22 protein-coding genes are annotated in these 22032 nt (G+C 70.4%); 15 read left to right on the forward strand and 7 right to left on the reverse strand.

Translation table 11 applies throughout. The annotated features are described in order from the left end of the window. Positions 1-183 precede the first annotated feature (183 nt). Genes urtA through urtE form a run of 5 tightly spaced genes read left to right on the forward strand, consistent with a single transcriptional unit; the run spans position 184 to position 5537 of the window. Positions 184-1434 (forward strand): urea ABC transporter substrate-binding protein, encoded by a 1251-nt coding sequence (gene urtA / locus ACVMLK_RS04290; RefSeq protein WP_457485730.1) that lies wholly within the window; start codon positions 184-186, stop codon positions 1432-1434. Further along, the gene (urtB, locus tag ACVMLK_RS04295) at positions 1434-2999 is read left to right on the forward strand and encodes an urea ABC transporter permease subunit UrtB (protein WP_457485731.1); all 1566 of its coding nucleotides are present in this window, start codon (positions 1434-1436) and stop codon (positions 2997-2999) included. The genes urtA and urtB overlap by 1 nt, the downstream gene beginning before the upstream one ends. Then, the gene (gene urtC, locus ACVMLK_RS04300) at positions 2996-4099 is read left to right on the forward strand and encodes an urea ABC transporter permease subunit UrtC (RefSeq protein ID WP_198366342.1); all 1104 of its coding nucleotides are present in this window, start codon (positions 2996-2998) and stop codon (positions 4097-4099) included. Before urtB ends, urtC begins: the two co-directional genes overlap by 4 nt. After that, positions 4096-4842 (forward strand): urea ABC transporter ATP-binding protein UrtD, encoded by a 747-nt coding sequence (gene urtD, locus ACVMLK_RS04305; RefSeq protein WP_422922873.1) that lies wholly within the window; start codon positions 4096-4098, stop codon positions 4840-4842. The genes urtC and urtD overlap by 4 nt, the downstream gene beginning before the upstream one ends. Before the next feature lie 2 nt (positions 4843-4844). Continuing rightward, the gene (urtE, locus tag ACVMLK_RS04310; RefSeq protein WP_198366344.1) at positions 4845-5537 is read left to right on the forward strand and encodes an urea ABC transporter ATP-binding subunit UrtE; all 693 of its coding nucleotides are present in this window, start codon (positions 4845-4847) and stop codon (positions 5535-5537) included. Between the two features lie 6 nt (positions 5538-5543). On the opposite strand, the gene ACVMLK_RS04315 is transcribed toward urtE, so the two are convergent. From ACVMLK_RS04315 to ACVMLK_RS04325, 3 genes are all read right to left on the reverse strand, one after another. Next, a complete protein-coding gene (locus ACVMLK_RS04315; protein ID WP_457485732.1) occupies positions 5544-6332 on the reverse strand; it encodes an OBAP family protein in 789 nt (262 codons plus the stop codon). 90 nt (positions 6333-6422) lie between these two features. After that, positions 6423-7955, reverse strand: a complete 1533-nt coding sequence (locus tag ACVMLK_RS04320) for a UxaA family hydrolase (RefSeq protein WP_457485733.1) — start codon at positions 7953-7955, stop codon at positions 6423-6425. Between the two features lie 138 nt (positions 7956-8093). Next, positions 8094-8753 carry a YqgE/AlgH family protein gene (locus tag ACVMLK_RS04325; protein WP_198366346.1) on the reverse strand — a complete coding sequence of 220 codons (660 nt, stop codon included), beginning with the start codon at positions 8751-8753 and terminating at the stop codon, positions 8094-8096. 173 nt (positions 8754-8926) lie between these two features. On the opposite strand from ACVMLK_RS04325, the gene ACVMLK_RS04330 reads away from it, so the two are divergent. Next, a complete protein-coding gene (locus ACVMLK_RS04330; RefSeq protein ID WP_198366347.1) occupies positions 8927-9409 on the forward strand; it encodes a peroxiredoxin in 483 nt (160 codons plus the stop codon). A 24-nt stretch (positions 9410-9433) separates the two neighbouring features. On the opposite strand, the gene ACVMLK_RS04335 is transcribed toward ACVMLK_RS04330, so the two are convergent. Then, a complete protein-coding gene (locus ACVMLK_RS04335; RefSeq protein ID WP_422922880.1) occupies positions 9434-10096 on the reverse strand; it encodes an NUDIX domain-containing protein in 663 nt (220 codons plus the stop codon). A gap of 140 nt (positions 10097-10236) precedes the next feature. On the opposite strand from ACVMLK_RS04335, the gene ACVMLK_RS04340 reads away from it, so the two are divergent. The 8 genes from ACVMLK_RS04340 to ACVMLK_RS04375 all read left to right on the forward strand — a co-directional run bounded on the left by ACVMLK_RS04340 (position 10237) and on the right by ACVMLK_RS04375 (position 16861). Next, on the forward strand, positions 10237-10752 hold the full coding sequence (locus tag ACVMLK_RS04340; protein ID WP_198366349.1) for an SUF system Fe-S cluster assembly regulator: 516 nt from the start codon (positions 10237-10239) through the stop codon (positions 10750-10752). Positions 10753-10762: 10 nt separating this feature from the next. After that, on the forward strand, positions 10763-12259 hold the full coding sequence (sufB, locus tag ACVMLK_RS04345) for a Fe-S cluster assembly protein SufB (RefSeq protein WP_457485734.1): 1497 nt from the start codon (positions 10763-10765) through the stop codon (positions 12257-12259). A 102-nt stretch (positions 12260-12361) separates the two neighbouring features. Beyond that, positions 12362-13105, forward strand: coding sequence for a Fe-S cluster assembly ATPase SufC (gene sufC / locus ACVMLK_RS04350; RefSeq protein ID WP_422922884.1), 744 nt, complete (start codon positions 12362-12364; stop codon positions 13103-13105). After that, a complete protein-coding gene (gene sufD, locus ACVMLK_RS04355; protein WP_457485735.1) occupies positions 13102-14397 on the forward strand; it encodes a Fe-S cluster assembly protein SufD in 1296 nt (431 codons plus the stop codon). The genes sufC and sufD overlap by 4 nt, the downstream gene beginning before the upstream one ends. Beyond that, the gene (locus ACVMLK_RS04360) at positions 14397-15638 is read left to right on the forward strand and encodes an aminotransferase class V-fold PLP-dependent enzyme (RefSeq protein WP_457485744.1); all 1242 of its coding nucleotides are present in this window, start codon (positions 14397-14399) and stop codon (positions 15636-15638) included. The genes sufD and ACVMLK_RS04360 overlap by 1 nt, the downstream gene beginning before the upstream one ends. Next, positions 15638-16105 (forward strand): Fe-S cluster assembly sulfur transfer protein SufU, encoded by a 468-nt coding sequence (gene sufU / locus ACVMLK_RS04365; RefSeq protein ID WP_198366359.1) that lies wholly within the window; start codon positions 15638-15640, stop codon positions 16103-16105. The genes ACVMLK_RS04360 and sufU overlap by 1 nt, the downstream gene beginning before the upstream one ends. Continuing rightward, entirely contained in the window at positions 16098-16469 is a 372-nt protein-coding gene (locus tag ACVMLK_RS04370; RefSeq protein ID WP_198366360.1) for an SUF system Fe-S cluster assembly protein, read from the forward strand. The genes sufU and ACVMLK_RS04370 overlap by 8 nt, the downstream gene beginning before the upstream one ends. A gap of 23 nt (positions 16470-16492) precedes the next feature. After that, on the forward strand, positions 16493-16861 hold the full coding sequence (locus tag ACVMLK_RS04375; protein WP_198366361.1) for a HesB/IscA family protein: 369 nt from the start codon (positions 16493-16495) through the stop codon (positions 16859-16861). A gap of 38 nt (positions 16862-16899) precedes the next feature. Here ACVMLK_RS04375 and ACVMLK_RS04380 read toward each other — a convergent pair whose 3' ends face one another. Next, positions 16900-17883: a Bug family tripartite tricarboxylate transporter substrate binding protein gene (locus ACVMLK_RS04380; RefSeq protein ID WP_198366362.1), complete on the reverse strand. Its 984-nt coding sequence runs from the start codon at positions 17881-17883 to the stop codon at positions 16900-16902. A gap of 103 nt (positions 17884-17986) precedes the next feature. Next, a complete protein-coding gene (locus ACVMLK_RS04385) occupies positions 17987-19021 on the reverse strand; it encodes a Bug family tripartite tricarboxylate transporter substrate binding protein (RefSeq protein ID WP_457485736.1) in 1035 nt (344 codons plus the stop codon). Positions 19022-19248: 227 nt separating this feature from the next. Here ACVMLK_RS04385 and ACVMLK_RS04390 point away from each other — a divergent pair, with 227 nt between their 5' ends. Then, positions 19249-20346: a branched-chain amino acid aminotransferase gene (locus tag ACVMLK_RS04390; protein WP_198366363.1), complete on the forward strand. Its 1098-nt coding sequence runs from the start codon at positions 19249-19251 to the stop codon at positions 20344-20346. A 59-nt stretch (positions 20347-20405) separates the two neighbouring features. On the opposite strand, the gene ACVMLK_RS04395 is transcribed toward ACVMLK_RS04390, so the two are convergent. Then, positions 20406-21998 (reverse strand): ABC transporter substrate-binding protein, encoded by a 1593-nt coding sequence (locus ACVMLK_RS04395; RefSeq protein WP_457485737.1) that lies wholly within the window; start codon positions 21996-21998, stop codon positions 20406-20408. Positions 21999-22032 lie beyond the last annotated feature (34 nt).

Raw genomic sequence — 22032 nt, forward strand, 5'->3', positions numbered from 1 at the left:
CCTCGCGCCGCCGGGCGGGAGGGATGGCGGCGCGCCACAGACTGGGGCCGGGGCGCCGGACGGGTCAAGACGGCCGGGGCTACGTCATTTGACGTATAACGCCGGTGGGAGGATCGCCGCGAGACTGCGCGCCGCGATGAGGCCGGGCCTCCACCGGCCGCCGCTTGCAGGAGACCCGATCCCATGACCGTCCGCTTCCCCGTCTCCCGGCGCGCGCTGCTCGGCGCGGCGGCCGGCGCCCTGGCCATGCCGGCCATCCGCCCCGCCCTCGCGCAGGGGAGCGGCCCGATCAAGGTCGGCGTGCTGCATTCCCTCTCCGGCACGATGGCGATCAGCGAGACGGCGCTGCGCGACACCGTGCTGATGATGGTCGAGGACCAGAACCGGAAGGGCGGCGTGCTGGGCCGCAAGCTGGAGGCGGTGGTGGTCGACCCGGCCTCCAACTGGCCGCTCTTCGCCGAGAAGGCGCGTGAGCTGCTGCAGGTGCACAAGGTGGACGTCACCTTCGGCTGCTGGACCTCGGTCTCCCGCAAGTCGGTGCTGCCGGTCTTCGAGGAGCTCAACGGCCTGCTGTTCTATCCGGTGCAGTACGAGGGCGAGGAGCAGTCGAAGAACGTCTTCTACACCGGTGCCGCGCCGAACCAGCAGGCAATCCCGGCCGTCGAATACCTGATGAGTGAGGATGGCGGCGGCGCCAGGCGCATCGCGCTGCTGGGCACCGACTATGTCTATCCCCGCACCACCAACCGCATCCTGCGCGCCTTCCTGAACAGCAAGGGCATCGCCGATGCCGACATCCTGGAGGAATATACCCCCTTCGGACATTCCGACTGGCAGGGCATCGTCAGCCGCGTCAAGCAGTTCGCCAGCCAGGGCAAGAAGACGGCGATCGTCTCCACCATCAACGGCGACGCCAACGTGCCGTTCTACCGCGAGCTGGGCAACCAGGGCATCAAGGCCGAGGACATTCCCTCCGTCGCCTTCTCGGTGGGCGAGGAGGAGCTGGCCGGCATCGACACCAAGCCGCTGGTCGGCCACCTGGCCGCCTGGAACTACTTCATGTCGGTCGACAGCCCGGTGAACACCGAGTTCGAGAAGATGTGGGCGTCCTACATCAAGAACCCGAAGCGCGTCACCAACGACCCGATGGAAGCCACCTACACCGGCTTCAGGATGTGGACCCAAGCGGTGGGCCAGGCCAAGACGACCGCCGTCGATGCCGTGCGGAGCGCCATGTACGGCCAGAAGGTGGAGGCCCCCTGCGGCTACACCGAGCAGATGTTCGAGAATCACCACCTCTCCAAGCCGGTGATGATCGGCGAGATCATGGAGAACGGCCAGTTCAACGTGGTCTACAAGACGCCGACGGCGATCAAGGCCGAGAACTGGTCGCCCTTCATCCCCGAGAACGCCAACCGCGCCAAGGCCGGCTGATGTTCCGCCTCCTGTGCCTGCTGGCCTCGCTCCTGCTGATCCCGGCTGCCTCGCAGGCGCAGGAGAGTTTCGAGGCCACCGCAGCGACCCTGGCCGGAAGCTTCACGGCCCAGGCCGAGGCGGTAGAGAGGCTCGGCGCGCTGGGTGATCCGCGCGCCCTGCCGCTGCTCCAGGCCCTGGCCGAAGGCCGCTTGCAGAAGCAGGCCGATGGCACGCTGCTGATCGCCCAGAATGGCGCGGTGCGCGAGGCGCTTTCGGGCGCCCCGGCCGCCGGGCCGGGCGAGGTGGTGCGCATCAACAACCGCGTGCGCGCGGCGCTGCGCGGCGCGCTGGGCCGCCTGCAACTGATGTCGCCCGAGGAGGCGGTGCGCGCCGCCGCCGCGGAGGGGCTGTTCCGCAGCCGCAGCGCGGAGAACATCCCGCTGCTGGAGCAGGCGCTGGCGCGCGAGACCGTGCCGGCGGTGGGCCGCCGCATGGAAATGGCGCTCGCCGCCGCGCGGCTGATGTCGGGGGACGTGGCGACACGGCGCGCCGGCATCGCGACGCTCGGTGCCAGCAGCTCCGCCGAGGCGCGCGGATTGCTGCTGGAGGCGCGCGCCGCGGGGGCCGAGACCGCGGACGGGATCGACGCGGCCATCGCGGCCATCGACGGGCGGCTGAAGCTGCGCCAGATGGCCGAGACGGCGTTCCAGGGCCTCTCCCTCGGCTCGATCCTGCTGCTGGCCGCGCTCGGCCTCGCCGTCACCTTCGGCGTCATGGGCGTGATCAACATGGCGCATGGCGAGATGGTGATGCTGGGCGCCTATACCACGGTGATGGTGCAGGAGGCGCTTCGCGGCATTCCCTGGCTGGCCGCCTGGTCCTTGCCGCTCTCGGTGCCGGCGGCCTTCCTGGTCACGGCGGCGGTGGGGGTGGCGCTGGAGCGCGGGCTGATCCGGCACCTCTACGGCCGGCCGCTGGAGACGCTGCTGATGACTTTCGGCGTCGGCATGATCCTGCAGCAGGCGGTGCGGCTGATCTTCGGCGCGCAGAACCGCGAGGTGGTCAGCCCGGCCTGGATGCAGGGCACGCTGACCCTGCCGGGCGATGTCACCGTGACGCAGAACCGGCTCTGGATCATCCTCTTCGCCCTGGTGGTGCTCGGCCTGACCGTCGCCGCCATCCGCTTCACCCGCTTCGGCCTCGAGATGCGCGCCGTGGTGCAGAACCGCCGCATCGCCGCCACGATGGGCATCCGCACCGGCCGCGTCGACGCCATGACCTTCGCCTTCGGCTCCGGCATCGCCGGCATGGCCGGGGTGGCGGTGAGCCAGATCGACAACGTCTCGCCCAATCTCGGCACCGGCTACATCATCGACAGCTTCATGGTCGTCGTCTTCGGCGGCGTCGGCTCGCTGGCCGGCACCATGATCGGCGCCTTCACCCTCGGTCTCGTCAACAAGATGCTGGAGCCATGGGCGGGCGCGGTGCTGGCCAAGATCGCCGTGCTGGTCGGCATCATGCTGTTCATCCAGCGCCGGCCGAAGGGCCTCTTCGCGCTCCGCGGCAGGGCGGCCGAACAATGAGCGCGACGACCGCCCATCCGCCGGTCCGCACCGCGCTCCGCCCGGGCCTGGTGCTGCGCGGGCTCCTCCTCGGCGGCCTCGCCATCCTGGCGTTGCTGCCGGTGCTGAACCAGCTGCCGCAGGACTCCGCGCTGCACGTCTCGGACTTCGTGGTCGCAGTCTCGGGCAAGTGGATCTGCTACGCCATCCTGGCCCTGGCCATCGACCTGGCCTGGGGCTATGCGGGCATCCTCTCGCTCGGCCATGGCGCCTTCTTCGCCCTGGGCGGCTACGCCATGGGCATGCACCTGATGCGGCTGATCGGGCCGCGCGGCGTCTATGGCCATCCGGTGCTGCCGGACTTCATGGTCTTCCTCGGCTGGACCGAGCTGCCCTGGTACTGGTGGGGCTTCCAGCACTTCCCCTTCGCCCTGCTGATGGCGCTGGCGGTGCCGGGGCTGCTCGCCGGGCTGGTCGGCTGGCTGGCCTTCCGCAGCCGCATCACCGGCGTCTATCTCAGCATCATCACCCAGGCCATGACCTATGCGCTGATGCTGGCCTTCTTCCGGAACGACATGGGCTTCGGCGGCAACAACGGCTTCACCGACTTCAAGGAGCTGCTCGGCATGCCGCTCAATACCTCCGGCGCCCGCGCGGCGCTGTTCTATGCCGCGCTGCTGGCGCTCGGCGCCGCGCTGCTGCTCTGCCGCCACATCGCCCGCTCCAAGCTCGGCCGGGTGCTGGTGGCGGTGCGCGACGCGGAGAGCCGCCTGCGCTTCCTGGGCTATGACACCACCGCCGTGAAGCTCAGCGTGTTCGTGCTCTCGGCGATGATCGCGGGGCTGGCCGGGGCGCTCTACGTGCCGCTGGTCGGCATCATCAATCCCGGCGAGTTCAGCCCGGGCAACTCGATCGAGGCGGTGGTCTGGGTCGCCGTCGGGGGGCGCGGCACGCTGGTGGGCGCGCTGCTTGGGGCCTTCTCGGTCAATGCCCTCAAGACCTGGCTCACCTCCTTCGCGCCGGATCTCTGGCTCTTCGTGCTGGGTGGCCTCTTCGTCGCCGTCACGCTGCTCCTGCCGCGCGGTCTGGCAGGCCTGTTCCGCAGGGAGGAGGGGCGATGATCGGCGGTGTCGAGGGCCGGCTCTACCTCGATGGCGTCTCCGTGGTCTTCGACGGCTTCCGTGCGCTGAACGCGCTGTCGCTGATCATCGAGCCGGGGGAGTTGCGGGCCATCATCGGGCCGAACGGCGCGGGCAAGACGACGATGATGGACATCATCACCGGCAAGACCCGCCCGACCGCCGGCACGGTCAGCTTCGGCGAGCATGACCTGACGCGGATGGACGAGGCTGAGATCGCCAATCTCGGCATCGGCCGGAAGTTCCAGAAGCCCACGGTCTTCGATGCCCTGACGGTGTTCGAGAACTTGGAGCTGGCGCTGAAGGCGCCGCGCGATCCCTGGTCCTGCCTGCGCTGGCGGCTGGCCGAGAGCGCGCGCCGCCGGATCGAGACGGTGATGGAGGAAATCGGCCTCACCGAACGCGCGCGGGACCGCGCCGCCATCCTGTCGCACGGGCAGCGGCAATGGCTCGAGATCGGCATGCTGCTGATCCAGGAGCCGCGGCTGCTGCTGGTCGACGAGCCGGTCGCCGGCATGACGGATCAGGAGACGGAGAGCACCGCCGCCCTGCTGCGCGGCATCGCCGGGCGGCGCTCGGTGGTCGTCGTGGAGCACGACCTGGAGTTCGTCCGGGCGCTGGGCAGCAAGGTCACGGTGCTCTGCGAGGGCAGCGTGCTGTCCGAGGGGTCGATCGACCATGTCCAGAACGATCCGCGCGTGATCGAAGTCTATCTGGGGCGCTGAGCATGCTGCGTGTCGAAGGTATCGATCTCTTCTATGGCGCCAGCCGGGCGCTGCGCGGTGTCTCGCTGGCCGCTGATCCCGGTCGCGTCACCTGTGTGCTGGGGCGCAACGGCGTCGGCAAGTCCTCGCTGATGCGCGCCATCGTGGGCCTCGAGCGCATCCGCGGGGGCCGCGTCGTCTGGGAGGGGAGGGACATCTCCGCCCTCTCTCCCGCCGACCGCGCCCGCGCCGGCATCGGCTACGTGCCGCAGGGGCGCGAGATCTTTCCCTTCCTCACGGTGCGGGAGAACCTCGAGACCGCGCTCGCCGCCGCGCCGCGCGGCAGCCGGGTGCCGGAGGATGTCTTCGAGCTTTTCCCGATCCTGAAGCAGTTCCTGCGCCGGCGCGGCGGCGATCTCTCCGGCGGGCAGCAGCAGCAGCTCGCCATCGCGCGCGCTCTCACCGCGCGGCCGCGCCTGCTGATCCTCGACGAGCCGACGGAGGGCATCCAGCCGAATGTCATCAAGGACATCGCCCGCGTGATCGCGCTGCTGGCCCGGAGCCGCAACATGGCGGTGGTGCTGGTCGAGCAGTATTACGAGTTCGCCCGCGAGCTGGGTGACCAGCTCGCGATCCTGGTGCGCGGCGAGGTGGCGCTGGCGGGGGCATCCGGCACGCTGGACGAGGAGGCGGTGCGCCGGCTGCTGACCGTTTAACGGGCCTTAGCGCCGGTTGCGCACCGGCACGGTCTCCAGCCTCAGCTGTGGCGTCTGGCCGGATTGCCAGGCATTGGCGCCCTCGGCCACGGCCGGCAAGGGAAGGTCGGCCCGCCCCTCGCGCCGCTCCTGCGTCGAGAGGCCGAGCCTGCGGTCGCGCTCCGCCACGGCGGCGGGGTCGAGCTGGCCATCCGCCGTGTAGCCCATCATCAGCCGCGGCGGGCCGAGCGGCAGCGTGTCGCCGCGGTCCACCTGCCAGGTGTGCCAGGTCTTGCCGTAGGTGGTGGAGAGGTCGCGCATCGCGGCCTTCTCCGCCACCTGCGGCAGGCCGGGCATGACCAGCAGGCCGGAGGTGGTTTCATAGTGATGGCTGTGCCAGAGCGGCTTCTCCTCCTCCGGCAGGTCGCGGAACAACCGCTCCGAGACGATGTATTCGATGCCGATCAGCCGCGCCTGGGCGTGGTTGCCGTCGAAGATCGTGCACTGATGCAGGTCCTCGGTGAGATGCGTGCAGTAGTGATGCGCCTCGACAAGCCGCCCCATGTCATCGGCATAGAAATGGAAGCCGTTGAGGTAGAGGTCCATGGCGTTCAGCGGCGCCTTGGACTGCAGCAGCGCCGCGCCCGTGCCAAGCACCTGGCTGCGGGTGGAGGGTTCGGCGCCGGCGGCGGGGCTGCCCTGGTGCTGCTGCACCGGCTGGGCCAGGGCATGGCCGCAGGCGCAGGCGGCGAGGGCCGGGGCGGCGGCGGTCAGGACGGCGCGGCGGGGCAGCGGGGATTGTTGCAACCGTTTCATGGCGGAGGTTCTCCCGAAGGGCCTCCGCCTGCAACGGCGGCGCCGCGCGGATGTTGCGGCGCTGGCCTCACATCCGCGCGGGCGGCCGCGTCACATCGTGGCGCCGATCGGCCAGGGCGCGAACTCCGCCGCGCCGAAGTCGTAGCTCTCGCTCTTGGTGCGCTCGCCCGAGGCGACGCGCAGGATAAGCTGGAAGATCCGCTCGCCGCACGCCTCCACCGTCTCGCGGCCGGAGAGGATGGTGCCGCAATTGACGTCCATATCCTCCTCCATGCGCTCGTACATGGCGGAATTCGTGGCGAGCTTGATCGAGGGCGCCGGCTTGCAGCCGAAGACGCTGCCCCGGCCAGTGGTGAAGCAGACCATGTTGGCGCCGCCCGCCACCTGGCCGGTCGCCGCCACCGGGTCGTAGCCCGGCGTGTCCATGAAGACGAAGCCCTTCTCCGTCACCGGCTCGGCGTAGTCGTAGACGGCGGTGAGGTTGGTGGTGCCGGCCTTGGCCATGGCGCCGAGCGACTTCTCCAGGATGGTGGTCAGCCCGCCCGCCTTGTTGCCGGGGGAGGGGTTGCTGTTCAGCTCCGCCTGGCCGCGCGCCGCGTACTCCTCCCACCAGCGCATCAGCCCGACCAGCTTCTCCCCCACCGCGCGGGAGGTGGCGCGGCGCGTCAGCAGGTGCTCGGCGCCATAGGTTTCCGGCGTCTCGGAGAGGATGACGGTGCCGCCATGCCGCACCAGCAGGTCCGAGGCATGACCCAGCGCCGGGTTGGCGGTGATGCCGGAATAGCCGTCCGACCCGCCGCATTGCAGGGCGATGGTCAGGTGGCTGGCCGGCACGGCCTGCCGGTGCACCTGGTTGGCCTCGGCTAGCACCTCGCGCACGAAGGCGATGCCGGCCTCCACCGTCTTGCGGGTGCCGCCCATGGACTGGATGTCCATGTTGCGCAGCCGGCCGGCGAGGTTCTGCTCCTCCAGCAGCCCGGAGATCTGGTTGACCTCGCAGCCCAGGCCGATGGCGATGACATGGCTGAAATTGACGTGCCGCGCATAGCCCGCCAGCGTGCGGCGCAGGATGCGCAGGCCGTCATTGTCGCCCATGCCGCAGCCGGTCTTGTGCGTCAGCGCGACGACGCCGTCGACATTCGGGAACTCGGCCAGCGGGTCGTTGCCGGTGAAGGGGTTGCGCTTGAAGGCATCGGCGATCATCGCGGCGACATGCGCCGAGCAGTTCACGCTGGTGACGATGCCGATGTAGTTGCGCGTGGCCACGCGGCCATCGGGGCGGAGGATGCCCTGGAAGGTGGCGGGCTCGGGCACGTAGAGCGTCGGCCTGGCATCGACGCCCCAGGCATAATCCTTGTCGAAATCGCCCATGCCGCAATTCTGCACGTGCACCCAGTCCCCGGGCGCGATGGGCTGCGTGGCGAAGCCGATGATCTGCCCGTAGCGCTTCACCGCCTCGCCCGGCGCATGGGCGCGGACCGCCACCTTGTGGCCGGGCGGAATGCGGGCGCGGGTCAGGACATTGGGTCCGACGGGCGTGCCCTCGGCCGCGGCGCGGCGGGCGATCAGCACGCTGTCCTCGGGATGCAAGCGGATGAAGGGTGTCTCGGCCGGGGCGTCCATGGTTCGTTGTCCTCCAGGGGTTCGGACATCCTAGAGCGGACCCGGCATCGCGGAAATTGGCAAGGCGCGGGCCGGGCGCTCACGTAAAACAGCCGCCTGAGGGGCTGATCGCAGGGCGGGGCGGACCGCCGGGCGGGCTCAGGCGTGGCCGGCGACACCCGAGAGCAGCAGCGGGTCGATCCGCAGCTTGGCCAGGGCCTGCCGCCACTTCTCCTCGGCCGTGCCCTCGAACAGCAGGGCCTCGTCCGCCGAGACGTTGAGCCAGGCGTTGCGCTGGATCTCCTCCTCCAGCTGGCCCGGCCCCCAGCCGGCATAGCCGAGCGCCAGCAGGCCCTGGCGCGGCCCGCCGCCGCCGGCGATGGCCTTCAGGATATCGACGCTGGCGGTGAGCGCGAAATCGCCCGTCACCCTCAGGCTGCCCTCGCTCGACCAGTCGGTGGTGTGCAGCACGAAGCCCCGGCCGCCTTCGACCGGCCCGCCGGCGAGCAGGCGGATCTGCCGCTGGGGCGGCGCCGGCTCCACCTCGAGCTGCTTCAGCAGATCCTCGAAGGAGAGGCTGTCGAGCGGCTTGTTGAGCACGATCCCCATCGCCCCGTCCGCCGAATGGGCGCAGAGGCAGATGACGGACCGGGCGAAGCGGGGGTCCTGCATGCCGGGCATGGCCACCAGCAGCTGGCCGTTCAGGTAGCCGGCCTGCAGGCTGCTTCCGGTGGCCTGGCCCGCCGCGGACCCGAGGGGCTTCCCCTGGGCATTGCGGAAGGCGTCGGGCAACTCATCCTCGCGTGCGCGTCTTGCCATTACCCTGTCAACATGGCGGCGGCGGCCGGCCCGCGCAAGCGCCATGCCGGCCGTCCGGCGCGGCGGGGCGCGGGGCGCGGCGGCGGATCGCGCGTTGACAGTGCGGGCCGGGCTGTGAAAAGCCGGCAGGGCCTGGCGGCGCGGCAGGCGCGCCACAAAGAGGAGAACGCCTAATGACCATCCAGACCGGCGAGACCATTCCGTCGCGGAAGCTGACCGAGGCCACGGCGGAGGGCCCGCGCGAGACCTCGACCGAGGCGGTCTTCGGCGGCAAGACCGTGGTGCTCTTCGGCGTGCCGGGCGCCTTCACCCCCACCTGCTCCGCCAAGCACCTGCCCAGCTTCCTCGAGACCGCGGGGGCGCTGAAGGCCAAGGGCGTCGACACCATCGCCTGCATGGCGGTGAACGACGCCTTCGTGCTGCGCGCCTGGGCCAAGGACCAGGGCGTGGCGGATGAGGTGGTAATGCTGGCCGACGGTGCCGCCGACTTCACCAGGGCGCTCGGCCTGGAGCTGGACCTGACGGCGCGCGGCCTCGGCCTGCGCTGCCAGCGCTTCGTCCTGGTGGCGAAGGATGGCAAGGTGACGCATGTCGCGGTCGAGGCGCCGGGCGCCTTCGAGGTGTCGAGCGGCCAGGCGGTCCTGGCGGCGCTCTGACGGGCCTGCCGGGCGCCGGGCCCCCTAGCCCGGCGCCTCCGGCCGGTCCACCCGCCGGTTGTCGCGGCCGCGGAACCAGATCAGCGCCCGCCGCTCGCGCTGCTCCGGGCTCATGGCGAGCCAGTCGCGGAACTCGGCCAGCACCTTGCCGGTGATCGGCGCCACCGGCAGGTCGAGCAGGGTGTCGAGCGGCATGTAGCCCAGCCCCTCCAGCTCGCCCGAGCCGGCGAGCCGCCCCTCCGCCGCCTCGGCCGGGGCGATCAGGAAGCGGGCGTTGAAGCGGATCGGGCTGGTCGGCGGCGTCACCGCGCGGCAGAGATACTCCAGCCCGTCCAGCCGCGGCACCGCGCCGCCGAGCGTCAGCCCCGTCTCCTCCTCCAGCTCCCGCGCGGCGGCGATGGCGAGCGCGCGCGCCAGCCGCGGCGGCGCGCGGTGCTCGAGCGCGGCGCGGGTGGCGGAGCGCAGCTCGGTGGCGGCGGCGGCGGCGCGGTCCGCCAGATCCACCCTGCCGCCCGGAAAGACCAGCCGGTTGGGCATGAAGCGGTGCCCGGCGGCGCGCATCCCCATCAGCACCTCCACCACCCCGGCATGGTTGCGGCGCCAAAGGATCAGGGTGGCGGCGTGGCGCGGAAAGGCCGGGCGGGCGGCGGGAGCGGCCTGGCGGCCGGCGGGGGCGATCTCGGACATGGCGCACAGGCTCGCACCATGCGCGGTGCCCGAAAAGGGGCCAAGTTCTTGACATTGCAACGACGCGAGCGCATCTGCCGGAAAGCGGACGAATCAGGTCCGTTTTAGCTGAGAACCATTCTCAAAGAAGAGGGGCCCGCGTGTTGCGGCTGTCGAAACTGACGGATTATGCCGTGGTGGTGCTGTCGCGGCTCGAGGCCGAGGGCGGGGTGCAGACCGCGCCGGGCCTCGCCGCGGCCACCGGCATCGCCGAGCCGACGGTGGCCAAGGTGCTCAAGACGCTGGGGCATTCCGGGCTGGTCGAGGGGCTGCGCGGCGCGCGCGGCGGCTATCGCCTGGCGCGGCCGCTCTCCGCCATGCCGCTGTCCGAGGTCATCGTCGCCATCGACGGCCCGATCGCGCTCACCGCCTGCGTCGATGGCGCCAGCGGCGGCTGTGAGGCCGAGGCGGTCTGCCCCGTCCGCGGCCGCTGGGACCCGGTGAACGAGGCGATCCGCGCCGCGCTCTCCTCCATCACCCTGGCCGATCTGGCGGTGCCCCGCGCCGCATGCTCCGCCGCGCCGCCCGCCCGTCCGCGCCCGCCGGCGGAGCCGGCCCGCTCTTATTCGCCGGCGCAGCCGGCCCGTCTGCCCGCCCATTCGCCCGCCGCCGAGTAGGGAACACGCCATGCCCGCCGTCACCGAAACCATCGATACCGTCGCCTCCGTCACCTCGGGCACCTACAAGTACGGCTTCGAGACCGAGATCGAGATGGAGTTCGCCCCCAAGGGGCTGAACGAGGACATCGTCCGCTTCATCTCCGCGCGGAAGAACGAGCCGGAATGGCTGCTTGCCTGGCGGCTGAAGGCCTTCGCGCTGTGGCGGACGATGGAGGAGCCGCGCTGGCCGGCGGTGAAGTATCCCCCCATCGACTATCAGGATGCCTACTACTACGCCGCGCCGGTGAAGAAGCCGGGGCCGAAGTCGCTCGACGAGGTCGATCCCGAGCTGCTGCGCACCTATGAGAAGCTCGGCATCCCGCTGCGCGAGCAGACCATCCTGGCCGGCGTCGAGGGCGCGGGGGAGAGCCCGGCCGAGGGCCGCATGCCGGTGGCGGTGGACGCCGTGTTCGACAGCGTCTCGGTGGCCACCACCTTCAAGGGCCGGCTGGAGAAGGAGGGCATCATCTTCTGCTCCATCTCCGAGGCGGTGCAGAACCACCCCGAGCTGGTGCGCCAGTATCTCGGCAGCGTGGTGCCGCAGGCGGACAACTTCTTCGCCGCGCTGAACAGCGCCGTCTTCACCGATGGCAGCTTCGTCTACATCCCGAAGGGCGTGCGCTGCCCGATGGAGCTGTCCACCTATTTCCGCATCAACGCCAAGAGCACCGGCCAGTTCGAGCGCACGCTGATCATCGCCGATGAGGGCGCGACCGTGTCCTATCTCGAGGGCTGCACGGCGCCGATGCGCGACGAGAACCAGCTGCACGCAGCGGTGGTGGAGCTGGTGGCGCTGGACGATGCCTCGATCAAGTACAGCACGGTGCAGAACTGGTATCCGGGCGACGAGAACGGCAAGGGCGGCATCTACAACTTCGTCACCAAGCGCGGCGCCTGCCGCGGCCGGCGCTCCAAGATCTCCTGGACCCAGGTCGAGACGGGGTCCGCGATCACCTGGAAGTACCCCTCCTGCATCCTGCAGGGCGATGAGAGCGTGGGCGAGTTCTACTCGGTGGCCATCACCAACAACCACCAGCAGGCCGATACCGGCACGAAAATGATCCATCTCGGGCGCAACACGCGCTCGACCATCATCTCCAAGGGGATCAGCGCCGGAAAGGGCCAGAACACCTATCGCGGCCTGGTGAAGATCCAGCCCAAGGCGTCGGGCGCGCGCAACTTCACCCAGTGCGACTCCCTGCTGATCGGCGACCAGTGCGGCGCGCACACCGTGCCCTATATCGAGAACCGCTGCATGACCGCCAAGGTCGAGCACGAGGCGACGACCAGCCGCATCGCCGAGGACCAGCTCTTCTACTGCCGCCAGCGCGGCCTGTCGGAGGAGGATGCGGTCGGGCTGATCGTCAACGGCTTCTGTCGCGAGGTGCTGAAGGAGCTGCCGATGGAGTTCGCCGTCGAGGCGCAGAAGCTGCTGCAGATCAGCCTCGAGGGCTCGGTCGGCTGAGGCCTTTCCCGGCGTCGCGGCACGCCGGTGCGGAACTGAGATGCGAGATGAAGGGCGGCGCCATCCTGTCGGGCGCGCGCCGCAAGGACGGAAGTGGAAGCGATGCTGAAGATCGAAGGGCTGACCGCCGAGATTGATGGCAAGGAGATCCTGAAGGGGATCGACCTCGAGGTGCCCACCGGCGAGATCCACGCCATCATGGGGCCGAACGGCTCGGGCAAGTCCACCTTGTCCTACGTGCTCTCCGGGCGCGAGGGCTATGAGATCACCGGCGGCGCCGCGAGCTTCGAGGGCCAGGACCTGCTGGCCATGGAGCCGGAGGAGCGCGCCGCGGCCGGCCTGTTCCTCGCCTTCCAGTATCCGGTCGAGCTGCCCGGTGTCGGCAATGCCAACTTCCTGCGCACCGCGCTGAACGCGCAGCGGCGTGCCAAGGGCGAGGCCGAGCTGGACGCCATGCAGTTCCTCAAGCTGGCGCGGGAGCGGATGCGCGCCCTGTCGATGCCCGAGGACATGCTGAAGCGCGGCGTCAATGTCGGCTTCTCCGGCGGTGAGAAGAAGCGCAACGAGGTGCTGCAGATGGCGCTGCTGAAGCCGCGCATCGCCATCCTGGACGAGACCGATTCCGGCCTCGACATCGACGCGCTGAAGATCGTGGCCGATGGCGTCAACGCCATGCGCGGCCCGGACTTCTCGGCGCTGGTCATCACCCACTACCAGCGCCTGCTGGACTACATCGTGCCCGACCGCGTGCACGTGCTGATGGGCGGCCGCATCGTGCAGTCCGGCGGGCCGGAGCTGGCGCAGCAGCTGGAGGCGAGCGGCTACGGCTCGGTGCAGGCGGCATGAACGCGGTGAGTGAGCCTGCCGTGACCGAGGCCGGCGCCGCCGGCTTCCTGCATCGCTTCGAGGGGCTGCGCGCCCGCCTGCCGGGCCGCGGCCTGCCCTGGCTGGTGGCGCGGCGCGAGGCCGCCGCCGAGAGCTTCCGCGCCCAGGGCTTCCCCAGCCGCAGGGTGGAGGCCTGGAAGTACACCGACCTCGCGCCCCTGATCCAGGCCGGCTTCGGCGAGCCCCTGACCCCGGTGGAGAGCGCGCTGCCGCTGCCCCGCCCGGCGGCGCCGCGGCGTGTCGTGCTGGTCGATGGCCGGTTCAGCCAGGACCTGTCCGACCCCGACGCGCCGGTGCGCAGCCTGGCGCGGCACCTTCCGGAGCTGGAGGGCCGCCTCGGCGCCCTGGCGCGGGTCGAGGACCTGCCGCTGGTGGCGCTGAACACCGCCCTCTTCGAGGATGGCGTGCTGATCGATCTCGCGCCGGGCGAGGATGGCGGCGTGATCGAGCTGCTCTCCGTCACCCGTGCCGACCGGCCGGTCGCCTCGCATCCGCGCCACCTGATCCGGCTGGGCGCCGGAGCGAAGCTCGTGCTGATCGAGCGCAGCTGGGGCCATGGCGAGGGGCGCTACCTGCACAGCCCGGTCTTCGAGGTCGAGGTGGGCGAGGACGCGCATGTCACCCACGCCCGGATGCAGCAGGAGGGGAAGGGGGCGATCCACCTTTCCACCGTCTTCGCCGAGGTCGCGGCGCGCGGCACCTATGACAGCTTCCTGCTGCATGCCGGCGCCAAGCTGTCGCGCAGCGAGGCGCATGTGCGGCTGGCCGGGCCGCGCGCGGCGGCGCATCTGAACGGCGCGCAGCTGCTGGGCGATGGCCAGCATGGCGATTGCACCACCTTCCTCGACCACGCGGCGCCGGACTGCCCGAGCCGCCAGACGGTCAAGACGGTGCTGGCCGGCAGGTCGCGCGGCGTCTTCCAGGGCAAGATCCATGTCCATCAGGTCGCCCAGCGCACGGATGGCTACCAGATGAACCAGGCGCTGCTGCTGTCGGACCAGGCCGAGATCGACAGCAAGCCGCAGCTGGAGATCTACGCCGACGACGTCAAGTGCAGCCACGGCGCCACGGTAGGCGAGCTGGACGAGGAGCAGGTCTTCTACCTGCGCTCGCGTGGCATTCCCGCCGCCCAGGCGCGCTCGATGCTGATCGAGGCCTTCCTGCAGGAGGCGGTCGAGGGCGTCACCGAGGAGGCGGCGCGGGCCGCGCTGGCCGAGGCGGTGGCCGGCTGGTGGGAAAGGATGGCGGCGTGATGGAGGGGGCGGTCGCGGCCGGCTTCGATCTCGCCCGCATCCGCCAGGATTTCCCCATCCTGGCGGAGAAGGTGCGCGGCAAGGATCTCGTCTTCCTCGATTCCGGCGCCTCCGCCCAGAAGCCGCGCCAGGTCATCCGGGCGATGACGCGGATGATGGAGACCGCCTATGCCAATGTGCACCGGGGCGCCTACCATCTCTCCGAGGCCGCCACCGAGGCCTATGAGGCGGCGCGGCGCGCCGTCGCCGGCTTCCTGAACGCGGGCAGCGAGCGCGAGATCGTCTTCACCGCCTCCTCCACCGCCGCCATCAACCTCGTGGCGCACAGCTACGGGCGTGGCGTGCTGAGGCCGGGGCAGGCGGTGCTGATCTCCGAGATGGAGCACCATGCCAATCTGGTGCCCTGGCAGATGCTGAAGGCCGAGCGCGGGATCGAGCTGCGCGTCGCCCGCGTGACCGATGCCGGGGAGCTGGACCTCGCCGATGTCGAGGCCAAGCTGGCCGATGGCCGGGTGGGCCTCCTCGCCGTCACGCATATGTCCAACGTGCTGGGCACGGTGACGCCGGCCGGGCGGCTGGCGGCGCTGGCGCATGCGCATGGCGCGAAGCTGCTGCTCGACGGCTCGCAGGCGGCGGTCCACCGCCAGGTCGACGTCCAGGCCCTGGACTGCGATTTCTACGTCTTCACCGGCCACAAGCTCTATGGCCCGACCGGCATCGGCGTGCTCTGGGGCCGGATGGCGCTGCTGGAGGCCATGCCGCCCTTCCTCGGTGGCGGCGACATGATCAGCGAGGTGACGCTGGAGGGCTTCCTGCCCGCGCCCGTGCCGGCGAAGTTCGAGGCCGGCACGCCGCCCATCGTCGAGGCGGTCGGGCTGCACGCGGCCATCGACTACGTCCAGGCCATCGGCATGCCGGCCATCGAGGCGCATGAGCGGCATCTGGTCGATCACGCCATGGCGCGGCTGGCGCCGATCGAGGGGCTCTCGCTGCTCGGCCGGGCACAGGATCGCGGCGGGGTCTTCGCCTTTGCGCTCGACAACGCGCATTCCCATGATCTGGCGACATTGCTGGACCGCGTCGGCATCGCGGTCCGGTCCGGCCGCCATTGCGCCGAGCCGCTGCACGCCCGATTTGGAGTGGAGAGCACCTGCCGCGCCTCCTTCGGCCTCTACACGACCGAGGCGGAGATCGATTACCTGGCGGAGGCGCTCGGCAAGGCGCGGGAGTTCTTCGGCTGATGTTCGACGATCTGCGGGACCTCTACCAGGAGGTCATCCTCGACCACGGGCGCAAGCCGCGCAATTTCCGCCGGCTGGAGACGTTCGATCGCGAAGGCCGCGGCGACAACCCGATGTGCGGCGATCGCATGCAGCTCTGGGTGAAGCTGGCGCCGGACGGGCGGCTGGACGATCTCGCCTTCCAGGGCAAGGGCTGCGCCATTTCCATGGCCTCGGCCAGCTTGATGACCGAGACCGTGCGCGGCAAGACGCAGCAGGAGGCGCGGCACCTGTCCGACTGCTTCCGCGAGCTGGCGATGACCGGCGCCTGCCCCGATTGCGGCGCCGGGCTGGCGGAGGAGATGGAGCGCCTGCAGGCCCTGGGCGGCGTCTCCGAGTTCCCGAGCCGGGTGAAATGCGCGACCCTGGCCTGGCACACGCTGAACGAGGCGCTGGAGAACAGCGGGAAGGAGGCGAGCAGTGAGTGACGGGAGCCCCGCCACCCAGGAGCGGCACGGAAGCTGGACACCGGAGGGCGAGACGCCGCCGCGCATCTCCGAGGACGCGGTGATCGGCGCCATCGCCAATGTCTATGATCCCGAGATCCCGGTGAACATCTACGAGCTCGGGCTGATCTATGCCGTCGAGATCGGCGATGACGGCGTGGTGAAGGTCGAGATGACGCTGACCACCCCGTCCTGCCCCTCCGCCCAGGAGCTTCCGGGGCAGGTGGAGGAGATGGTCCGCGCCGTGCCCGGGGTCACCGATGTCACGGTCGAGATCGTCTGGGACCCGCCCTGGGACCCCTCGCGCATGAGCGAGGATGCCCGGCTGGCGTTGAACATGTACTGACCGCTGGCCATCTTGAGGTTGAGATGAGCACCACCGCCACCACGCCCCGTCCCGCTCGCGCGCTGCCGCCCCTCATGCAGGTCTCGGAGGCGGCGGCCGAACGCCTGCGCGCCCTCTATGCCGGCGGACAGGAGGGGCGGCTGCTGCGGATCGCGGTCAAGACCAAGGGCTGCTCCGGCATGGCCTACGACCTGAGCTGGGCCGATGCGCCCGGCCCGGGCGACGAGGTGGTTTCGGACAGGGGCGTGACCGTGCTGGTGGACCGCAAGGCGACGCTGTTCCTGATCGGCACCACCATGGACTACGAGGTGAAGGCCATGTCGGCCGGCTTCACCTTCACCAATCCGAACGAGAAGGGCCGCTGCGGCTGCGGCGAGAGCTTCCACGTCTGAGGGCAGGGCCGGGGGCGATCCCCCGGCCGCCGCCCCGTTCAGTCGAGCCGCGCGCCGGAGACGCGGACGACGTCCTTCCACTTGGCGTCCTCGCGCGCAATGAAGGCGTCGAATTCGGCCGGTCCCATCGGCCGCGGCTCACTGCCGATGTCGCGCAGCTTGGCCAGGGCGGCGGGCTCCTTCAGGATCTCCAGGATCAGCCCCGAGACGCGCTCGATGATCGGCTTCGGCGTCCTGCTCGGCGCCTGCACGCCGAACCAGGCCTCGGCCTCGAAGCCCTCGACGCCGCTCTCGGCCACCGAGGGCACGTCCGGCAGGGCGAACCAGCGCGCCTTGCTGGTCACCGCCAGGGCGCGCAGACGGCCTTCCTGGATATGCGGCAGGTAGGGCGGCAGGTTGTCGATGGCGATGTTGAGCCGGTCGCCCAGCAGGTCGGGGATCACCGAGGCGCTGCCGCGATAGGGCACATGGAAGATGTCCGTGCCGGTGCGGTGCTTGAGCAGCTCGCCGCACATATGGCCGGAGGTGCCGTTGCCGGGCGTGCCGTAGCTGAGGTCGCCGGGCTTCTCCTTGGCCTGCTTCAGCAGGTCGGCGAAGCTCTTGATCGGGCTGTTGGCCGGGACGGTGATGACATTGGCCAGGGAATTGACCAGCGCGAGGCTCGTCAGGTCCTTCGGCGCATAGGGCATCTTGGTGTAGAGGAACTGGTTGATGCTGGCCGTGCCGATGGTGCACATCAGCAGCGTGTAGCCATCCGGCTCCGACTTCGCGACCATGTCGCTGCCCAGCATGCCGCCGGCGCCGGGGCGGTTGTCCACCACCATGGGCTGGCCCAGCATCTGGGAGAGCCGCTCGGCGATGACGCGGGCGGTCACGTCGGTGGCGCCGCCGCCGGGGAAGGGCACGACGAGGCGGATCGGCCGGCTGGGATAGGCGGCCTCCGCGCGCAGGCTGGCGGGGAGGAGGGCGGGGGCGGCCAGAAGGCTGCTGGCGGCCAGCAGATGGCGGCGCGAGAGCGTCATTGCGCGACCTTTCGAGAACGTTTTCTGCGCGCGTGCTAGACGCTGGGGCCCCATTCTGCAAGCGGCAGCCTGGCCTTTCCCGCGCCTCCCCCGGCCCCGGCCGCTACTCCACCCTGGCCCCCGAGCGGCGCACCACCTCGCCCCATTTCGTCACCTCGGCGGCGACGAAGGCCTCGAAGGCCGCGGGGCTGGTGCCGCCATTGGGCGTCAGCCCCGGCTTCATGCCGCCGAGATCGGCCAGCCGGGCCCAGGTCTCCGGCTCGGCGATGATGGCGTCGATGGCCGCGCCGAGCTTCTCGACGATCGGCCTCGGCGTCCTCGCCGGGGCCTGCACGCCGAACCAGCCGGTGGCCTCGACACCGGGGAATCCCGCCTCGGCGGTGGTCGGCACATCGGGCAGGGCTTCGCTGCGCACCGGCGTGGTGACCGCCAGCGGCCGCAGCCGGCCGTCGCGGATATGGCCGATGGCGGAGGGGAGGTTGTCCACGCCGACCTCGATGCGGCCGGACATGATCTCGGCCAGCATCGGCCCGGCGCCGCGGAAGGGCACATGGGTGAGGTTGATGCCGGCCTCGAGCTTCAGCAGCTCACCCGTCATATGCAGCGAGGTGCCGGCGCCCGAGGAGCCGATATTGAGCTTGCCGGGCTCCCTCTTGGCCAGTGCCACGAGCTCCGCCAGGGTCTTCACCGGCAGGGCGGGGGTGACGAAGATGACGTTCGGCACCTTGATCACCAGCCCGACACTGGCGAGATCCTGCGGCTTGTAGCCCATCTCGCTGCCGTAGAGCGCGTAGTTGATGGCGCCCGAGGAGACGGTCTGCATCAGGATGGTGTAGCCGTCCGGCTCGGCCTTGGCGACGGCGTCGGAGCCGATGTTGCCGCCCGCCCCGGCGCGGTTCTCGATGGGGAAGGGCTGGCCCAGCCGTTCCTGCAGCCGGGGCGCGATGACGCGGGCTGCGATGTCGGTGGTGCCGGCGGGCGTGAAGGGGACGATGAAGCGCACCGGCCGGGTGGGCCAGTTGGCGGCCGGGGCCGCGCTTCCCTGGGCCACGGCGGGGCCCGCCGCGGGCAGAGTGGACAGGGCGGCGGCGCCCAGGGAATGGCCCAGCAGGGTGCGGCGGGGCAGCGGCGTGGTCATGGCGGTCCTCTCCTGGCTCGGCGGCGCGGAGACATGGCCCGCGCCTTGTCCGTCTGGCCTCGTTCCTGCCGCAGAAGGATGCGGTCCCGCAAGCGGGAAGTGCGCCAGCGGCGGCCACCGGCACAGAACCTCGCCGCATGGGTGATCTGCCGGGGGTGGAGGCTCGTCGCGCAGCAGAATTGCGCTATGATGACAAGCCAGGAAACATATGTGCGGGAACCGGCGCGATGAGCCCCTTCAACGATCCTTCCATCCGTTTCACCCGGACCACGCAGCCGCGGCCCAGGCCCGAGGATGCCTCGCTCAGCTTCGGCAAGGTCATGACCGACCACATGTTCCTGATGGATTATGAGGAGGGGAAGGGCTGGCACGATCCGCGCGTGGTGCCCTATGGCCCCTTCAGCCTGGATCCCGCCACCTCGGTGCTGCACTACGGCCAGGCGGTGTTCGACGGGCTGAAGGCCTTCCGCGGCGAGGACGGCAGCATCCGCCTGTTCCGCGCCCAGCGCCACGCGGAGCGGCTCAACCGCTCCTGCCGCGCCCTCTGCATCCCGGAGATGGATCCGGCGCTGATCCGGGCCTCCTTCGAGGCCATCGTCGCCGCCGATCATGACTGGGTGCCGCGCGCCGCCGGAACCTCGCTCTACATCCGCCCGACCGTCATCGCCCGCGACGTGATGCTCGGCGTGCATCCGGCACACAGCTACACCTACTTCGTCATCTGCTCGCCGGTCGGCGCCTACTACAAGGAAGGGGTGAAGCCGGTTCGCATCCTGGCCACCGACACCCATGTCCGCGCCGTGCAGGGCGGCCTCGGCGAGGCCAAGACGGCGGCCAACTATGCCGCCTCGCTCTCGGCGCAGCAGGAGGCGGAGAAGCTCGGCTTCACCCAGGTGCTCTGGCTGGACGGCGTGGAGCGCCGCTTCATCGACGAGGTCGGCACCATGAACATCATGATGCGGATCGGCGACGAGATCGTCACCCCGCCGCTGGCCGGCACCATCCTGGACGGCGTGACCCGCAACTCCATCCTGACGCTGATGCGCGACTGGGGCCTCGGCGTCTCCGAGCGGCGCATCGACATCCAGGAGGTGATGCAGGCCGGGCGTGACGGCACGCTGGCCGAGATGTGGGGCACCGGCACCGCGGCCGTGGTCTCCCCGGTGGGGCAGCTCCAGTACAAGGGCGAGACCATCACCATCGGCGGCGGCGAGACGGGCGCGCTGACGCGCAAGCTCTACGAGGCCATCATCGCCATCCAGTACGGCCGGGCGCCGGACCCGCATGGCTGGACCAGCGCGGTGCGGCTGCCCGTCGCGGCCTGACCGCCCGAGGCCTGACCATCCTGGCGCGGGGAGGGGGGCGGCCCCCTCCCCGGTGAGGCTCAGCGCGTGGTGAAGACCTCGGTCGCCTGGGTCTGCTCGTCGACGCGCGGCCGGTAGTCGAGGCCGCGCCGCAGCGCCCAGACGCTCTTCTGGGTGTGCAGCGGGATGATGGCGACATCCTCCATCGCCACCTTCATCGCCTCCTGGTGCAGCGCCTCGCGCTTCGCCTCGTCCAGGCTCTGCAGGCCCTGCAGCGTCAGCTCGTCGACGCGCGGGTTGGAGTAGCGGCCGTAGTTGGACAGGCCCGTCCCCGCCGTGCCGCGCGAGCCCAGGACGGCGCGGAGCGAGGTGGAGGGCTCGCCCAGGCTGTTGCTCCAGCCCAGCAGGTAGGCCGAGGCCTCGAAGCGGTTCAGCCGACCGATCAGCGTCGCCAGCGGCTGCGCGTCCACATTGGTCTTCACGCCGATGCGCGTCCACATCTGCGCCACCACCTGCAGGATCTGCGCGTCGTTCACGTAGCGGTCGTTCGGGCCGCGCAGCGTGACGGTCAGGCCGTTCGGATAGCCGGCCTCGGCCAGCAGCGCCCTGGCCCGCTCGACATCATACTTCGGCACGGCGATGGCGGGGCTGTAGCCAAAGGCGCCGGGCGGCATGAACTGCCCGGCCGGCACCGCCGCCCCCTCCATCACGCGGCTGACGATGGCGGGGCGGTTGATGGCGATGGAGAGCGCCTCGCGCACGCGCCGGTCCTGCAGCGGGTTCCTGTCCAGCGTCTCGCCATTCGGGCCGGTCACGTCGGGCGTGGCGCCGTCACGGTAGACATCGAGGCCGAGGAAGATCAGCCGCAGGCTGGTGTTCTCGACCACCTTCACCCGCTCGTCCTTGCGCAGCCGCGCCAGGTCGTTGGTGGGCAGGTTGTCGATCATCTGCACATCGCCCGAGAGCAGCGCCGCCACGCGGGCTCCGGAATTGGTCAGGATGCGGTAGTCGACCTTGGCCCATTCCGGCTTGTCGCCCCAGTAGGCGTCGTTGCGCGCCATCTCCACCCGGTCGTTCGGGCTGTAGGAGACGAAGCGGAAGGGGCCGGTGCCGATCGCCGCGCGGCCGCTGTTGAACTCCGAGGAGGCGACCTCGCCGAGCGAGCGCGGGATGATGAAGATCTGCGTCAGGTCGTTCGGCAGCAGCGGATAGACGCCGTTGGTGCGGAAGCGGATGGTGCGATCGTCGACCACCGTGATGTCGGTGATGGCGCGGGTATAGACGGCGAAGGAGCTCGGGCTCTGCACCGTGGGCGGCCGGCGGACGGAATAGGCCACGTCCTCGGCGGTGAGCGGCGCGCCGTTGTGGAAGGTGACGCCGGGGCGGAGCCTGAATTCCCAGGTGGTGTCGTCCACCAGCTTCCAGGATTCCGCCAGGCCCGGGATGACGCGGGAATTGCCGTCGCGCCGGGTGAGCCCCTCGAACATATGGGAGGAGAGCTGGATGCTCGGCGTCAGCGTGTAATACTGCGGGTCGATGCTGGCCGGCGGCGCCGAGATGCCCATGGAGAGGGTCTGGCCCAGGGCGGACGTCAGCGCGGGGGTCAGAACGGGGGTGGCCGCGAGCAGGGCGGTGCCCAGCAACGCGGCCTTGAGGCTGGATGTGATACGCATGGCGGTCTTCCGCGTGGAGGAGGAGGGGATGGGG

The sequence above is a fragment of the Teichococcus aerofrigidensis genome, from assembly GCF_054073225.1.

Bases quoted from the DNA above. Each gene is read 5' to 3' on its own strand.
- urtE (WP_198366344.1), top strand. From the start codon at position 4,845: ATGCTGCGTGTCGAAGGTATCGATCTCTTCTATGGCGCCAGCCGGGCG.
- sufB (WP_457485734.1), top strand. From the start codon at position 10,763: ATGCCCGCCGTCACCGAAACCATCGATACCGTCGCCTCCGTCACCTCG.
- urtA (WP_457485730.1), top strand. From the start codon at position 184: ATGACCGTCCGCTTCCCCGTCTCCCGGCGCGCGCTGCTCGGCGCGGCG.
- ACVMLK_RS04325 (WP_198366346.1), bottom strand. From the start codon at position 8,753: ATGGCAAGACGCGCACGCGAGGATGAGTTGCCCGACGCCTTCCGCAAT.
- ACVMLK_RS04380 (WP_198366362.1), bottom strand. From the start codon at position 17,883: ATGACGCTCTCGCGCCGCCATCTGCTGGCCGCCAGCAGCCTTCTGGCC.
- urtD (WP_422922873.1), top strand. From the start codon at position 4,096: ATGATCGGCGGTGTCGAGGGCCGGCTCTACCTCGATGGCGTCTCCGTG.
- sufU (WP_198366359.1), top strand. From the start codon at position 15,638: ATGTTCGACGATCTGCGGGACCTCTACCAGGAGGTCATCCTCGACCAC.
- urtC (WP_198366342.1), top strand. From the start codon at position 2,996: ATGAGCGCGACGACCGCCCATCCGCCGGTCCGCACCGCGCTCCGCCCG.
- urtB (WP_457485731.1), top strand. From the start codon at position 1,434: ATGTTCCGCCTCCTGTGCCTGCTGGCCTCGCTCCTGCTGATCCCGGCT.
- ACVMLK_RS04390 (WP_198366363.1), top strand. From the start codon at position 19,249: ATGAGCCCCTTCAACGATCCTTCCATCCGTTTCACCCGGACCACGCAG.
- sufC (WP_422922884.1), top strand. From the start codon at position 12,362: ATGCTGAAGATCGAAGGGCTGACCGCCGAGATTGATGGCAAGGAGATC.
- ACVMLK_RS04385 (WP_457485736.1), bottom strand. From the start codon at position 19,021: ATGACCACGCCGCTGCCCCGCCGCACCCTGCTGGGCCATTCCCTGGGC.
- ACVMLK_RS04320 (WP_457485733.1), bottom strand. From the start codon at position 7,955: ATGGACGCCCCGGCCGAGACACCCTTCATCCGCTTGCATCCCGAGGAC.
- ACVMLK_RS04395 (WP_457485737.1), bottom strand. From the start codon at position 21,998: ATGCGTATCACATCCAGCCTCAAGGCCGCGTTGCTGGGCACCGCCCTG.
- ACVMLK_RS04330 (WP_198366347.1), top strand. From the start codon at position 8,927: ATGACCATCCAGACCGGCGAGACCATTCCGTCGCGGAAGCTGACCGAG.
- ACVMLK_RS04315 (WP_457485732.1), bottom strand. From the start codon at position 6,332: ATGAAACGGTTGCAACAATCCCCGCTGCCCCGCCGCGCCGTCCTGACC.
- ACVMLK_RS04375 (WP_198366361.1), top strand. From the start codon at position 16,493: ATGAGCACCACCGCCACCACGCCCCGTCCCGCTCGCGCGCTGCCGCCC.
- sufD (WP_457485735.1), top strand. From the start codon at position 13,102: ATGAACGCGGTGAGTGAGCCTGCCGTGACCGAGGCCGGCGCCGCCGGC.
- ACVMLK_RS04335 (WP_422922880.1), bottom strand. From the start codon at position 10,096: ATGTCCGAGATCGCCCCCGCCGGCCGCCAGGCCGCTCCCGCCGCCCGC.
- ACVMLK_RS04360 (WP_457485744.1), top strand. From the start codon at position 14,397: ATGGAGGGGGCGGTCGCGGCCGGCTTCGATCTCGCCCGCATCCGCCAG.